Below are 15303 nucleotides of genomic sequence, written 5' to 3' on the forward strand. Positions count from 1 at the left end.
CCCCCACTTTCGGGGCAAATCCGAGGGGCCGGAAAAGTGGGGAAACGGGTGGGGAATATCCCCCGGATTCTCAAATGGCTTATGTAACTGATTGAGATGGAAAGCAATTTTTTGTGGCATGCGGATTGCTCCAAGGGGTTTATCGAGAATCGTTCCCTGTGAGCACCCACTACGAGGTTTCCGATCATGGTTGGCATTCACCACGCACCGTCCCTGTTGAACTGGCTGCTGTTGCTGGTCTCGATGCTCAGTGTCGAACTGGCCAGCGCCACCGTGCGCTGTGAGCGCAATCTGGTGGCCAACGTCGTCGCCTTCGATCAACCGCTGATGTTCAACCGCCTCGGTGCGCAGAATGCCAACGGGATGATGTACGCGCTGCGCCGCGATGTGGTTGATGACCATGATGTCTCGCTGGCCTATGGTGGCAGCGCGGTGCCGGGCAAAGTGTCGCTGCGTGCGGACAAACGTCCGCGGCCGCTGGTGCTGCGGGTGGCCGCCGGTGATTGCCTGACGATCAACCTGCAGAACCTGCTCGATTATCAGGCCAACCCGAACAAGCATTTCGAAGGCCCTGAAGGCGAAGAAGGCGAGGAGGGCACCGAGAACGCCAACGGCGCCGATGCTTTCAAAGTCGACGAGCAGGTCGCCGACCGCCATGTCGGTTTCCAGGTCAACGGCCTGCAAGCGGTGAACAGCATCGACGACATTTCCTCCTATACCGGGCGTAACGCCAATACCCTGGTGCCGCCGGGCGCGAGCCGTTCGTATGTGCTGTACGCCGAGCGCGAAGGAGCGTTTGCCGTCAGCAGTCGCGGCGCGACATTCGGTGGCGAGGGCGCGGCCGGGAATACCGCCAATGGTCTGTTCGGCCAGGTCGTGGTGGTGCCGAAGTCGGGCCGCACCTATCGCAACACTCTCACTGAAGAAGAAATGCGTCTGGCCACCACCGGTCGCACACCGGCCGGTCAACCCATCGTCGATTACCAGGCTCGCTACCCGCAGCGCGAACCATGGCTGCGCGAAGGCAAGGCTGGTACGCCGATCATCAGCATGGTCGACGGCAACGAAATCATCTCCAGCGAAAGCGATGCGATTGTCATGGGCAGCAATGCCGATGGCAGTTTTGCGCCCAGCACCTATCCGTTGGAATCGATGGGCAAACGCAACCCGGCGATCCCCAACCGCCTCGAACCATTTCGCGATTTCGCCTCGCAGTTCCAGGATGAAACTGCCGCCACCCAGGCATTCCCCGCCTACTGGGCCGACCCGGTCATGGCCCATGTGCTGGAGCCGACCCGCGACTCGTTCATGATCAACTACGGTTCCGGCGGCATGGGCGCTGAAGTGGTCGCCAACCGTCTCGGCGTGGGGCCGATGCACGATTGCCTGTCCTGCGCCTACGAAGAATTCTTCCTCAGCTCGCACACCGTCGGTGATGTGGCGATGCTGGTGGATGTGCCGGCCAACACCGGGCTCGAGAACATCGCCCCCGGCCAGACACCCAGCGCCGACCAGGTCGGCGTCAAGGCCACCATGGCCCTTTATCCGTCGGAGCCGTCGAACGTCAACCACAGCTACATCGGTGATTTTGTCAAATTCCGCAACACCCACAACGGCCACGAGCAGCACATCTTTCACCTGCACGGTCACCAGTGGCTGTTCAACCCCAATGATGACAACTCCGATTATGTCGATGCCCAAGGCATTGGTCCGGGCGCCGGCTATACCTACGAAATCGCCAACGGCGGCTCCGGCAACCGCAACCGGGTGGCCGGCGATGCGATCTATCACTGTCACTTCTATCCGCATTTCGCTCAGGGCATGTGGTCGATGTGGCGGGTGCACGATGTGTTCGAAGAAGGCACCCGGCTGGAAGTGTCGCAACAGGGCGCCGATGGTTATCACAGCGAACCTTACGCACTGCGCAGCGGTAAACCGGCTGCCGGTGCCCGCGCCTTGCCGGATGGCGAGATCATTGCCGGCACGCCGATTCCGGCCGTCGTGCCGCTGCCCGGCAAAGCCATGGCCCCGATGCCGGGCAAAGTGGTGGTCGTGCCGAAAATCGGTGAAACCCTGGTCGCCGGCCACGATGACGACGATGAGGAAGAAGAGGGCGATGACGATGGCGAACACCATGGCGGCAACGGCGGATCGCAAGCCATCGGTTCCCTGGCATTGGTCGATCGCAGCGAAGCCAACCGCAACGCCGACGGCAGCCTGAAAAACCCCGGCTATCCATTCTGGATCGGCGGCATGGAAAGTTCGGTGGGTCAGCGTCCGCCAACCCCACCGCTGGACATGCTCGACGCCGCCACCGCGCAATCGTTGAAAGCCAGCGGCAAGGCGCTGTGGGCCAACCTCGACCCGAACCAGTCCGGCGGCTGGGATGGCGGCTTGCAGCGGCACGCGCTCGACGGAGTGGCGGCCGGAGGCGAGGCGCACACCGTGACCACTTCGCTGGACTTCTCCAAGGAAGTCACCCGCGCCAAACCGATTTACCTGCCCGAAGAGGGCACGGAAGTGGAACAGGCCGCGATGGCGTTCCACGCGAAAAAAGACCACCCAAGCTTTGCCTTGCTGCCTGGCAATCAAATCGTGGCCAAGGCCTTCCGCACCAACGGCGCCTTGCCGATGGCCGGCGCGCCGTACTACGAACCGTGCATGGACGACCGGCAAAAACGCCTGACCAGCAGCGCCGGCAGCGGTGAATTCGCCAGCGGCGACCGGCTGGACGGCATGTCCTTCGTCGGCGCCTCGACCTTCACCGCCGACCGGCCACGGATCTACAAGGCCGCCAACATCCAGTTCGATGCGGTCTACAACAAGGTCGGTTATCACTTCCCGCAAGCCCGGATTCTGGCGCTGTGGGAAGACGCCTGGCCGGTGATCACCAAACAGCGTCCGCCAGAGCCGCTGGTGATGCGCATGAACACCTTCGACTGTGTGCAATACCAGCAAACCAACCTGGTGCCCGCCACCTACGAGATGGACGACTATCAGGTGCGCACCCCGACCGACGTGATCGGCCAGCACATCCACCTGCCGAAGTGGGACCTGACGTCCGCCGACGGTTCCTCCAACGGCTGGAACTACGAGGACGGCGTGCTCTCCCCAGGCGCTGTTCAGGAACGCATTCACGCGATCCGCGAGTTCAACCGGTGCGAGGGCGGCGACCCGCGCGACGGCACCCAGGCGTGCCCGAAAGCCAAGGCGCATCCATTCTTCGGCCAGTTCGGGCGCAGCGACTGGATGGGCGCACGCACGGCCATGCAACGCTGGTTCGTTGATCCGGTGGTCAACGCCAAGGGCGTGGACCGGGGGCTGGGCACGATTTTCACCCACGACCACCTCGGCCCATCGACTCACCAGCAGATCGGGCTGTATGCCACGGTGCTGGCGGAGCCGGCCGGTTCCACCTGGTTCCACGCCGAAACCGGCGAGCCTCTGTACAGCGGCGCGCGCCAGGACGGCGGGCCGACCTCGTGGCAGGCGGTGATCAACACCGGCGACCTCGACGGCGACGGCAAGAACGACAGCTTCCGTGAGTTCTTCCTCGAATACAGCGACTTCCAGCACGCCTATGAAGCCGGTGTGTACGTGGGTGCCGGCCCCAACGGCGTGCCGAATCCGCAAGCGTTCCCGGCCACCGCCGACAGCTTCCGCTACGCGATCAACCCGCCGGTGCGCAGCAACGCCAGCTCCTTGCTCGAGGGCGTGCTGGAAATGCAGGGCGGTCAGGTGCCGGGCTGCCCGAGCCGGCCTTGCCCGCAAGCGATCTCCGTGGATGATCCGGGCATGTTCGTCGTCAACTATCGCAACGAGCCGCTGGCCCTGCGGGTCTACGACCCGAACAAGGTCGGCCCGGACGGCAAGCGCGGCATGCAGGCCGACGGCCTCGGCGGCGATCTGGCGTACGCCATGCAAAGCCGAACCGACCGGGCGATCCCGGCGATGAACCTGGCGCCGAATCTGGTGACGGCTGCCACCGGCCCGACCGGCGGCACCACGCTGTTCCCGCCGCACATCAACAAGGGCGGCAGCGAGCCGGGCGATCCGTTCACCCCGATGCTGCGTACCTACACCGGCGACAACGTGCGTCTGCGGGTCCATGCCGGCGGCCACGAGGAAGAGCACAACGTCACCCTGCACGGCGTGAAATGGCTGCAGAGCGGTTCCGGTTTCGGCAACAGCTCCAACTCTGGCTGGCGCGCCTCGCAGATGATCGGCATCTCTGAACAGATGGGCTTCATCGCACCCGTGTCGATGCTGTCCAGTTCCGCCGCGACCACCGGTGACTATCTGTACTCGATGGACGCTTCGATCGAAGGCTACTGGAGCGGGATCTGGGGCGTGATGCGCAACTACACGGCCAAACGCAATGACCTGTTCGCCATCCCCAACAACCCGAACCCGGCCGGCATGCGCAACACCGTGGCGTTTGAAGGCAGCTGCCCACGGATCAGCGCCAACCCCAACGGCATCGGCACCCGGCCGACGGTGCAGCGCAACTATGAAGTGGTGGCGGCGCTGGCCAACGACATCCTCGGCAATTCGCTGGGCCTGAGCATCGGCGATTCTGCCGGGCTCGGTCAGCATGTCGGCGGGCCACTGAATCCGGCGGGCGGTACCCTGGTGCTGAACTCGCGCACGGTGAGCATCCCGCAAGTGACCGTGACTGATCCGGAGGACGGCGAGACCATCACCATCGGTGGCCAGAGCGGGCCGCTGCATGATCCGACGGCGATCCTGTACGTGCGCAAATCCGACCTCGATCCGGTCAGCGGCAAGCTCAAACCCGGCATTCCGGTCGAACCGCTGGTACTGCGCGCAGCGGCGGGGGACTGCATCAACATCACCCTGGAAAACCGTCTGCCGAGCGTGATGCCGGACCTGACCCAGACCGCGGTGATGCAAGGCATCGTCAAGCGCGACCGCAACAGCGGCCTGGGCTCGACCACTTTCAGCAACAACCTGATGCGGCCGTCCAGCCACGTGGGGCTGCACGCCCAACTGCTGGCCTACGACATCACCAAATCCGACGGTGCCAATGTCGGCGCCAACCCGATCCAGACCGTGCCGCCACGGGTTGGCAGCAGCGGCGCCTACCCGACCCGTACCTATCAGTACTACGCCGGGCACCTGGAGCGTGAAGGCAAACCGGTGACTCAACTGGGGCGCAGTGTCGACAACATCAACGCCACGGCCGTGGAATTCGGTGGCTTGAACATCACCCCGGCGGATGTGATCAAGCAACCGCAAAAAGGTCTGGGGGGTGCGATGAGCATCCTGCCGATCGGCGCGACCTGGGTCGACGATGCGCGCAAGGTCAACGCCACGGTCACCGCACCGGGGCAGACGACTTACCGCGACTTCGCGATGGTCTGGCACAAGGCGCTGAACACCCGCTGGGCCAATGGCCGGCCGGTCGAAGGCATCGCTGCCGAGGGCTTCGGTGTGCCGACCGATCCGCAGGACAACTCGAGCATGGCCATCAACTACAAGACCGAGCCGCTGTGGTATCGCTTCGGCCTCGCTCCGGATGCGCCGTTCGGCCATGCCGATGGCGCCGGTTACGGCGACATGACCAACGCGCACATGGCCTACAGCAATGCGCTGGTGGGGGGCGATCCGCAGACGCCGGTGCTGTATGCCAAACCGGGGCAGCCGTTGCGTACGCACATCCTGATGCCGAGCGGCGGCAGTCGCGGCACGACGTTCCAGCTCGACGGACATGTCTGGTCGCTCAACCCGTTCCAGGCTGAGAAGAGCGACACCGGTGGCTACCCGATGGGCACGCCGGGTGTGGGCTCGGTGCGCTTCGGCTACAACCCGATGTCGATGTACATCGGCGCTCACGAGAGCGTTCTGCCGGCGGCGCACTTCAGCTTCATGATCCCGAGCGCCGGGGGCAGCAACGCGATACCGGGGGACTACCTGTTCCGCGATTACGCCGCCTACGGCAATACCTCGGGGCTGTGGGGATTGCTGCGGGTGACCAATGAGCCGGAGCCGGCGCCGCCTGCTCAGTAGCTGGAATGCGATGGATCGGTGGATGCAAAAACTGTGGGAGCGAGCTTGCTCGCGAATGAAAGCAACTCGGTTTCGAGGGGTGAGGCGTCTGACGCCTTCGTCGGAACGCCGCCCGGACCAAGCTCGCTCCCACAGGGCGGTGGTGTTTCGGACAATGTGTCAGGGGAGAGCGACATGAACAGGATCATCAACATTATCGGCATCTGCCTGCTGGCGATGGCCGGCGCGCTGCTGACGCTGAGCGAGATAGCCCTGGCGCAAACCGGCGCCGGGCAGGTGCTGACCCGCGACGGCGTGTCGATCGCCTTCGATCTGAAGCCGCTGGCCAGCGACGGCCAGTTGCGTGAGGGCGAGTTCGCCGACGTGCAGTTTCGCGTCACCGACGGCGTGTCCGGCCAGCCGTTGTCCGGTGTGGCGCCGGGGGCGTGGATCGATCCGCAAACCGTTGCCGCCGATCAGGCCCAGGGCCGCGATCAGAGCTGCAAGTCGCGGGTCGGCACGTTCCTCAAATCCAACATCGGCGCGCGGCCATTGCTCGATCTCAACAGCTATTTCCTGTTGGTGATGAACCGCGATGCCAGCGTTTCGGTGGTCGATCCCTCTGTCTCGGTCGGCGGCATCACCAGCACGCTGGCGCGGATCGAACTCAAGCAATCGCCGATGGATTGGGTCACGCCCAAGGACAACAAAAAGGTCTTCGTGTCGATGCCGGCGGCGGGAGAAGTGGCGGTGATCGACAGCGAGCAGTTCAAGGTCATCGACTCGGTGGCCGCCGGCAGCCAGCCAGTGCGAGTCGCGCTGCAACCGGACGAGCGCCTGCTGTGGGTCGGCAACAACGCAAGCAAGGCTGAAGCGTCAGGCGTCACGGTGATCGACACCCAGAGCCTCAAACCGCTGAAACACCTGATGACCGGTCGCGGCCACCACGAAATCACCTTCAGCAAGGACAGCCGTTTCGCCTTCGTCAGCAACCGCGACGACGGCACCCTCAGCGTCATCGACGTCGCCAGCCTGAGCCTGGTGCAACAGGTCAAGACCGGTTCCAGCCCGCTGTCGGTGGCGTACTCGCCGCTGTCCGGCGCGGTGTACGTGGCCGATGGCAAGGACGGCACCGTCACCGTGATCGACAGCAACAGCCGCGCAGTAAGGCGGGTAATCAAGCTGCAACAGGGCCTCGGCCCGATGGGTTTCAGCGCCGACGGCCGTTTTGGCGTGGTGCTGAACACGGTGGAGAACCGCGCCACGGTGATCGACGCGGCCAACGATTCGGCGATCCATGACCTGGAGGTTTCAGCCGAACCCTATCAAGTGGTGTTCACCCAGGCCTATGCCTACGTGCGCGGACTGGCCTCGCCGAAAGTCACCATGATCAACCTGTCTTCGCTGGGCGACGGGCGTCAGCCGATTACTCAAGGTTTTGAAGCCGGGCCGCAGCCGCCACGGCTGGCCGGGGATCTGCCGCTGGCGTCGAGCCTCGCGGTATCGCGCGATGACAACGCGGTGTTCGTGGTCAACCCGGTGGACAACACCACCTATTTCTACGCCGAAGGCATGAACGCGCCGATGTCCGGTTACCCCAACCGGGGTCAGATCGCCCGTGCCGCGCTGGTGATCGACCGCAGCCTGCGCGAGGTGTCGCCGGGGCTCTACAGCGCACGGGTCAAGCTGCCGGCGGCGGGGCGCTTCGACGTGGCGTTCCTGCTCAACCAGCCAAACATCATTCATTGCTTCACCGCGCAGATAGCGTCCGACGGCGCGCCTGAAAAACATCTGGGCCTGCCCAAAGTCGAGTTCCTGCTGGACAAGACCGCCGTGGCCCTCAACGACCCGTATGTGGTGCGTTTTCGCATCGTCCAGGGCAAACAGAAGATCCAGCGCAGCGGCGTGACCGACGTGCAGTTGCGCTACTTCCTCGCGCCGACCTCGCGCCCTCGCGAAGTGGCGGCACAGGAAGTCGCCGACGGCGTGTACGAAGCGCCGGTGACCCTCGACCGCAGCGGCGCCTGGTACCTGCATGTGCGCGCGGCCTCGCTGGGCGCCGGTTTCGACGACAAGACATTTGCCAGTGTCCGGGTGCTGCCCGGCCAGACCCAGTGACGAGGAAACGACCATGAACCGATTTGCATCCCGTGGCCTGCTGACCCTGTGCCTGTTGACCGTCGGTATCCAGCAGGCCAGCGCCCACTCGGCGGACGAGCACGCCGGGCACACGGCCCCAGCCGCCAACAGCCAGGAGCATGCCCAGGTCAAATTCGCCGACGTGCCGCTGCTCGACCAGAACGGCAAGACCGTGCACCTGGAGCAGGATCTGGTACACAACAAAATCGTGGTCATGAGTTTCATCTACACCAGCTGCACGACGGTGTGCCCGGTGGTCTCGTCGATCATGGGCAAGGTGCAGAAACAGCTCGGTGCCCGGGTCGGCACCGAAGTGCAACTGGTGTCGATCAGCATCGACCCGCAGCGCGATGACCCGAAACGTTTGCAGGATTACGCCCGCACCTTCCAGAAAGGCCCGGGCTGGAGCTGGCTCACCGGTTCGCCGCAATCGATCACCGCCACCCTCAAGGGCCTCGGCAGTTTCAGCGGCGACTTCAAGAATCACCAGCCGCTGATCCTCGTCGGTGACGGCAACAGCCGCCACTGGACGCGCTATTACGGCTTCACCGACCCGGCATTGCTGGCCAGGGAAGTCGAGAAACTCAGCGGCCTGCGCACCCACGCCAAACACACCGCGATTGCCATGGAGCAACAACCATGAGAACCCTGGACTGGATCACCCTGACGCTGTGTTTCTGGATTTTCAGCGCCATGGCCCTGGCCCACGAAGGCCACGAACAACCTGCACCGACAACGGCCAGCGCTGCGCCGGCACCGGCCAAAGGCACCCACGACGCGAAAACCTGGTTCACCGACACGCCGCTGCTGGATCAGAACGGTGACGTCCAGCGTTTCTACAGCGACGCGCTGCACAACCGCGTGGTGCTGCTCAACGTGATCTTCACCCGTTGCAATGACGCCTGCCCGCTGATCACCCGCAAGCTCAAGGAAGTCCGCGAGCTGCTGGGCGACAAGGCCGACGGCATCACCTTCATTTCCCTTACCAGTGATCCGCTGCGCGACACGCCGGTGGTGCTCAAGGCTTACACCTTGAAGCAGGGTGCCGATGACCCTCACTGGCTTTTCCTCACCGGCGACAAGGCGCAGATGGACCTGGTGCTGGGCCGCATCGGGCAGATCGTGCCGACGCCCGAGCAGCACTCGACCCAGTTAATCGTCGGCGATGTCGCCAACAAACGCTGGAGCAAAATCCGTCCCGACGCCCCGGCCGCCGCCATTGCCCAGCGCTTGCAGCTGCTGACAATGCCCGTGGCCGGCCGCTGAGTCCGCGCCATGAACCTCGGCCGCGTCCTCGCCCTGATCCTGCTCGCTGGCGTCAGCTTCGGCGCGGCCGCGTTGCCGCTGACCGATGAAGAAAGCGCCGGCAAGCGCCTGTACCGCGAAGGTTTGTCCGCCAGCGGCGAACCGATCATGGCGCGGGTCGGCGCGGCGGATGTGTTGCTGCCGGCCACCAGCCTGCCGTGCGCCAACTGCCACGGCGCCGACGGTCTCGGTCGGCCCGAAGGCGGGGTGCGTCCGCCGGAACTCAACTGGTCGCGGCTGACCAGCGTCCACGGTCAGCAACAAATCAATGGCCGCCATTACCCGGCTTACACCGAGAGCAGTCTGGCGCAGGTGATCCAGCAGGGCCGCGACCCCGGCAACAATCGCCTCGACCCGAGCATGCCGCGCTTTCTGCTGTCGATGAAGGATCAGCGCAACCTCACCGCCTACCTCAAACGCCTGGCCGATGACCGCGATCCGGGGCTTGATGACCAGACCTTGCACCTGGGCACCTTGCTGCCCAGCCAGGGGCCGCTGGCCGAGGAGGGCGCAACCATCGCGGCGGTGCTCAACGGCAGCGTGGCGCGGATCAATCAGGCCGGCGGCATTCACGGCCGGCAGTTGCGCCTGACCGTGGCCGATCCCGGCCCGGATCGCGCGAGTGCTGAACGGGCCCTGCAACGGCTGATCGAGGAGGAGAAAGTTTTCGCCCTGATCGCACCGCTGGCCCCGGCACTGGACAGCGAACTGGCGCCGCGCCTGGAACAGTCCGGCGTGCCGTTGATCGGGGCCATGTCGCTGCTCGGTCCGGTGCAGGCCAGCCCGCAGATTTTCGAACCGCTGCCGGGATTGCGCGAGCAGCTGATCGCGCTGGCCGACTACGCCACCGCCAGCCTGCGAGTGCTGCAAGGGCCGACGCTGATTGCCTATCCCGATGATCCGGCGCAAGTGCTGGCGGCACAGACCCTCGGTCGCTATCTGCAGGAACACGGCTGGCAAAAAGTCCATCTGCAGGCTTACGACCCGGCGGCGGACAGCTTGCCGCTGGGCTCACGCTCGGTGTTTTACCTGGGCAGCGGTGGTGGTTTCAGTCGGCTGGCGACCGGATTGCAGAATGCCGGGCAGGTGCCTTATCTGTTTGCCGCATCGAGCCAGGTGGCGGAGGATCTGCTGCAAGTGCCGGAGGGATTTTCCCGGCGAGTGTTTCTGGCGTATCCGTTCGTGCCCAGCGACTGGACCCAGGCCGGGCGCATGGCGCTGACGCTGTTGCGCGAACATCAGGGCCTCGGCGCCCAGCACGCGGTGCTGCAAGTCGGCGCTTACGCCTCGATGCTGTTGTTCAGCGAAGGCATGAAGCAAGCCGGCCGCGACGCCAGCCGCGAAAAACTGGTGGCGGCGCTCGAAGGCCTGCACGACTTCGACACCGGCCTGACCCCGCGCCTGAGCTTCGGCCCCGGCCGACGATCGGGCCTGAGCGGGGCGCACGTGGTCACCGTTGACTTGCCCGACCAGCGTTTTTACCTGGTCGCTCCCTACAAACCGATTATTGCCACGCCCTGACCGGAGGCCCTGATCATGAAGCTCAAAACCCTGTGTTTGCTGCTGACAGGCTGGTTGTCGGTGGCGCTGGCGAACGATGAACCGGTGGCCGCCCGGGTCAACGGCGAGGCGATTTCCGGGTTTCGCCTGGAACGCTATTTCGCCGAGTACCTGGAAGATCAAGGCCGCGCGGTGGCGAGCATCCGCAACCCGAAGGCCTATAAACAACTGCGGCAGGCCGCGCTGGATGCGTTGATCGACAAGGAACTGCTCTGGCAGGAATCGCGCAAGCGCGGGGTCAGGATCGATGAGCAAACGGTGCGCGATCAGGTCGAGCAGACCCGTACCGCGATCGGTGGCACCGATAAATTCCTCCAGCGTTTGCAAGACGCCGGTTTCGACGAGACCTCGTTCACCGAGTACACCCACCGCGAACTGGCGGCGCAGCGGATGTTCGCCGAGCTGACCCGGGTCCAGGCCCCGGACGAGCAAACGGTGCGGGCTTTCTTTGAAGAACACCGCGCTGAAATGGGCGCGCCGGAGCAGGTGCAGGCCCGGCACATTCTGATCAAGGTTGCCGGCGATGCCGACGCCGCCACGGTTGAAGCGGCGCGGCTACGCTTGATGCAAATGCGGGCGGCTATCGCTGAGGGGCAAACCTTTGCTAGCGTCGCCCAATCGGGATCGGAAGATGTCACCGCCCGCCAGGGCGGGGACCTGGGGTATTTCGCCCGTGGGCAAATGGTGCCGGCCTTCGAAACGGCGGCGTTTGCCCTCAAGCCTGGCGAAGTCAGCGAGGCGGTGCGTACACCGTTCGGCTGGCATTTGATCTTTGTCGAGAACCACAAGGAGGCGGCCGATGTCCCAGAGGAGCAAGGGCTGGAAACAGTCAGGGCGTACCTCGCCCGACAGCAACAGACCCAGGCTCGTCGTCAGGTGCTCGCGCAGTTGCGGGCAGAGAACAGGATCGAACGAATTGACGACGACTGAAGGTTCCCCCCCAAAAGTGGGGAATGGCTTCGATGCCCATTCAGGTGCTTCCCCGTTTCTGGGGAACGGGGTACCGGGACGAGCGGGCATTTCCATTCAATTCAAGGACATGAAGACAAAAAATTACCGGCACTCAGCCTGGCATGAAGTGTGCGTTACCTCTTGTGAGGCGCACTCCAGCAGGTTCGGGTCATTGAATTTCAATTGCCGGCACTTGAGGTTTCAGGGAGTCCACCTTGGTTAACAAAGTACTGGTTGTCGAAGACGAACAGCTGCTTGCACAGAACCTTCAGGATTATCTGTCGGCGCAAGGGCTGGAAGTCCGGATTGCACATGACGGCGCAGAGGGAATCGGCCTGGCCGAGACTTTCGCCCCCGACGTGCTGGTGTTCGATTACCGCTTGCCCGATATGGAAGGGTTCGAGGTGCTCGACGCGGTCCGCCAGAACAGGACGTGTCATTTCGTGCTGATAACGGGTCACCCGACCGCTGAAGTCTGTGAGCGGGCGCGGCAACTGGGGGTCAGTCACATCCTGTTCAAACCGTTTCCACTGGCGGAACTGGCCCGAGCTGTCTGTGACCTTCTGGGGATCCAGCGCGAAGAGAAACCCGGTGCGAGCCCATCCGAAGGCTTCGTCGAACGACGCCAGAGCAGGACCGAGAGCTTCCCGTTGCAGTTGTACGATGGCAGTTGGGTGCTGGCGGACCGCCGACGAAACCGGTCGGAGGCCATGGCACCGGACGACGATCAAATGCTCACCGGGGAGTAATGGCGCGATAGACGTTCCGGCACTCGCCGAACCCGCCTCCCGCGCCGTCAGGGCCTCAAGCCCCGGGTGTTGGAGAGCAAGCCATGGATCGTCTGTCCGTTGTCGTCGAACCGCTGTCGGTCACTCCTCCACAGGAGGCACAGACCCCGCCCCGCTTTTCCAGTGAGCAACTGGCCCAGGCCCGGGCACGGGCCAGCACTTCCGGGGAACGGGTGCTCGATGCGCTGGCCGTGCTCTGTGAGCTGGCGCCGATGCCGTTCATTGCCAGCCTTGGCGCCACCCTGCATTACCCGGTGCTCGACACCGACACGCTGTTTCTGGCGACCCCGGTGTTCGACCGGGTCACCCTCGCGCAATGCCTCAAACGTGAATTCATCCTGCTGCGCCACAACGACGAAGTCATCGGCGTCTTCGCCGACCCCTTCGACACGTCGCGCCTGGCCTGGATCGACGAATGCCTGCACGGCGCGCCGCTGTACCTGGTGCACGCCGACGACCTCAAGGCCTATCTGGCCCGCCACGAAGAAAGCTTCCACGCCGTCGAATCGCTCAACGCCCAGGCCGATGCCGGCAGCGAGACCGACACCCTGCAAAGCCTGTCGCTGACCAGCATCAGCGAAGACTCGAGCGTGGTGGTGAAACTGGTCAACTCGACCCTGTACGACGCGCTGAAAATGCACGCCAGCGACATCCACCTCGGCACCACCGGCCATGGCCTGGTGATCAAGTACCGGATCGACGGCGTGCTGAACAACATCGGCAAGATCCAGGGCAGCGAGTTCGCCGAGCAGGTGATCTCGCGGGTCAAGGTCATGGCCGAACTGGACATCGGCGAAAAACGCGTGCCCCAGGACGGTCGCTTCAAGATCGGCATCAGCGGCCGGCAGATCGACTTCCGGGTGTCGATCATGCCGAGCATCTTCGGCGAAGACGCGGTGCTGCGGGTGCTGGACAAACAGGACCTGGCCGACAAGGTCTGCGGCGTACAACTTCAGGCGCTGGGCTTTGAAGACGAAACCCTGCGTCAATTGCGCCGTCTGGCTGCCGAACCCTACGGCATGGTGCTGGTGACCGGCCCCACCGGCAGCGGCAAGACCACCACGCTGTACGCGATGATCACCGAGATCAACCACGGTGTGGACAAGATCATCACCATCGAAGACCCGGTGGAATATCAGCTGCCGGGGGTGTTGCAAATTCCGGTCAACGAGAAGAAGGGCCTGACCTTCGCCCGTGGCCTGCGCTCGATCCTGCGTCACGACCCGGACAAGATCATGGTCGGCGAGATCCGCGACCCGGACACCGCGCAGATCGCCGTGCAATCGGCACTCACCGGGCACCTGGTGTTCACCACCATTCACGCCAACAACGTGTTCGACGTGATCGGTCGTTTTACCCAGATGGAAATCGACCCCTACAGTCTGGTGTCGGCGCTCAACGCGATTCTCGCCCAGCGCCTGATCCGGCTGGTGTGCAGCAGTTGCAGCACACCGGTCAACCCGAGCGATGAAGAGCTGCGTGCCTCGGGCCTCGATCCACAGCAAGTCGATCACTACCACTTCGTCCACGGCAAAGGCTGCGGCCACTGCCGCGGCAGCGGCTATCGCGGTCGGACGGCGATTGCCGAGCTGCTGCATCTGGACGACGAACTGCGGCAGATGATCGTCGAGCGCCAACCCATCACCCAGATCAAAGCCCTGGCCTGCGCCCGTGGTTTGCGCCTGTTGCGCGAATCGGCGCTGGAGCTGGTGGAGCACGGTCGGACCACGCTGGAGGAGATCAATCGTGTCACTTTTATCGCGTGATCAGTTTATCGCCGTGCTCGGCGCCAGCGGTGTCGGCCTCGGCCAGCGCCGGGGCAGCGACACCCTGTGGCTGGGCAGCGTCGGCTACATCGACGAAGGCTTCCAGAGCTACGCGGTGGCGCTGGATACCCTCGACCGTCTGCTCGGCGAACACACCCGTGCCGGTGCCGAGCTGAGCGTGGTGATCTCCGGCCATTTCAGCCGCTTTTGCCTGGTGCCCTGGAGCGAACAGATCAGCAGCCCTGAAGAACTGCGCGGCTTCGCCCGGTTGTGCTTCGAAGACCTGTTCGGCGCACCGACCCAACCGTGGAGTCTGGTGTTGTCGGCCGAGCCGGCCGGGCATGACCGGATCGCCAGCGCCTTGCCACAGGATTTGCTGGAACGCCTGCGCACGCTGGTCACGGGTCGCGGCCTTCGTCTGCGCTCGGTGCAGCCGTACCTGATGACCGCGTTCAACCGCTTCGACAAAAGCCTCGACGCCGGTGACTTCCTGTTCATCGTCGCCGAACCGCAACGCAGCGTGTTGCTGCTGGCAAGGGAAGGGCGCTGGTCGTCGGTGCGCTCGGTGGGCGGCAGCGACAGCGACGCGGCACTCAGCGCGCTGATCGGTCGCGAACGGCAATTGCAAGCTTCCACCAGCGAGCGCGCCTTCAACGTTTACCTGCACGCCCCGGCACGCCTCGATGCGCAACCGGCTGTGGCGGGGGTGCACCTGCGCACCCTCGAAGACGAATCGATGACCGTGCGTGACGCCTTGTACGTCATGTCCCGGGCGGTGGCCTGAC

At 64.2% G+C, this 15303-nt stretch carries 9 protein-coding genes; all 9 read left to right on the plus strand.

Translation table 11 applies throughout. The features are described 5' to 3' along the window. The first annotated feature begins 186 nt into the window (after window positions 1–186). The 9 genes from mnxG (at window position 187) to CAF73_RS26405 (ending at window position 15302) form a co-directional block, all read left to right on the plus strand. Window positions 187–6030 carry a manganese-oxidizing multicopper oxidase MnxG gene (mnxG, locus tag CAF73_RS26365; protein WP_085704834.1) on the plus strand — a complete coding sequence of 1948 codons (5844 nt, stop codon included), beginning with the start codon at window positions 187–189 and terminating at the stop codon, window positions 6028–6030. 174 nt (window positions 6031–6204) lie between these two features. After that, window positions 6205–8127 (plus strand): cytochrome D1 domain-containing protein, encoded by a 1923-nt coding sequence (locus CAF73_RS26370; RefSeq protein ID WP_085704836.1) that lies wholly within the window; start codon window positions 6205–6207, stop codon window positions 8125–8127. Window positions 8128–8140: 13 nt separating this feature from the next. Next, the gene (locus CAF73_RS26375) at window positions 8141–8791 is read left to right on the plus strand and encodes an SCO family protein (RefSeq protein ID WP_085704838.1); all 651 of its coding nucleotides are present in this window, start codon (window positions 8141–8143) and stop codon (window positions 8789–8791) included. Next, entirely contained in the window at window positions 8788–9414 is a 627-nt protein-coding gene (locus tag CAF73_RS26380; protein WP_085704839.1) for an SCO family protein, read from the plus strand. Before CAF73_RS26375 ends, CAF73_RS26380 begins: the two co-directional genes overlap by 4 nt. Window positions 9415–9423: 9 nt before the next feature. Next, complete coding sequence (locus CAF73_RS26385) at window positions 9424–10974, plus strand: ABC transporter substrate-binding protein (protein ID WP_085704841.1); 1551 nt, start codon at window positions 9424–9426, stop codon at window positions 10972–10974. A gap of 15 nt (window positions 10975–10989) precedes the next feature. Next, window positions 10990–11943 carry a peptidylprolyl isomerase gene (locus CAF73_RS26390; protein ID WP_085698585.1) on the plus strand — a complete coding sequence of 318 codons (954 nt, stop codon included), beginning with the start codon at window positions 10990–10992 and terminating at the stop codon, window positions 11941–11943. A gap of 236 nt (window positions 11944–12179) precedes the next feature. Then, on the plus strand, window positions 12180–12713 hold the full coding sequence (locus CAF73_RS26395) for a response regulator (RefSeq protein WP_085698586.1): 534 nt from the start codon (window positions 12180–12182) through the stop codon (window positions 12711–12713). A gap of 83 nt (window positions 12714–12796) precedes the next feature. Beyond that, complete coding sequence (locus CAF73_RS26400; protein WP_085704843.1) at window positions 12797–14518, plus strand: GspE/PulE family protein; 1722 nt, start codon at window positions 12797–12799, stop codon at window positions 14516–14518. After that, window positions 14499–15302: a hypothetical protein gene (locus tag CAF73_RS26405; RefSeq protein WP_085704845.1), complete on the plus strand. Its 804-nt coding sequence runs from the start codon at window positions 14499–14501 to the stop codon at window positions 15300–15302. The genes CAF73_RS26400 and CAF73_RS26405 overlap by 20 nt, the downstream gene beginning before the upstream one ends. The last annotated feature ends 1 nt before the right edge of the window (window position 15303 follow it).

Origin of the sequence: Pseudomonas sp. B15(2017), assembly GCF_002113215.1 — a bacterium.
Classification (GTDB): Bacteria; Pseudomonadota; Gammaproteobacteria; order Pseudomonadales; family Pseudomonadaceae; genus Aquipseudomonas.

Coding starts and splice junctions, on each gene's coding strand:
- mnxG (WP_085704834.1), top strand. CDS start 187: ATGGTTGGCATTCACCACGCACCGTCCCTGTTGAACTGGCTGCTGTTG.
- CAF73_RS26370 (WP_085704836.1), top strand. CDS start 6,205: ATGAACAGGATCATCAACATTATCGGCATCTGCCTGCTGGCGATGGCC.
- CAF73_RS26375 (WP_085704838.1), top strand. CDS start 8,141: ATGAACCGATTTGCATCCCGTGGCCTGCTGACCCTGTGCCTGTTGACC.
- CAF73_RS26380 (WP_085704839.1), top strand. CDS start 8,788: ATGAGAACCCTGGACTGGATCACCCTGACGCTGTGTTTCTGGATTTTC.
- CAF73_RS26385 (WP_085704841.1), top strand. CDS start 9,424: ATGAACCTCGGCCGCGTCCTCGCCCTGATCCTGCTCGCTGGCGTCAGC.
- CAF73_RS26390 (WP_085698585.1), top strand. CDS start 10,990: ATGAAGCTCAAAACCCTGTGTTTGCTGCTGACAGGCTGGTTGTCGGTG.
- CAF73_RS26400 (WP_085704843.1), top strand. CDS start 12,797: ATGGATCGTCTGTCCGTTGTCGTCGAACCGCTGTCGGTCACTCCTCCA.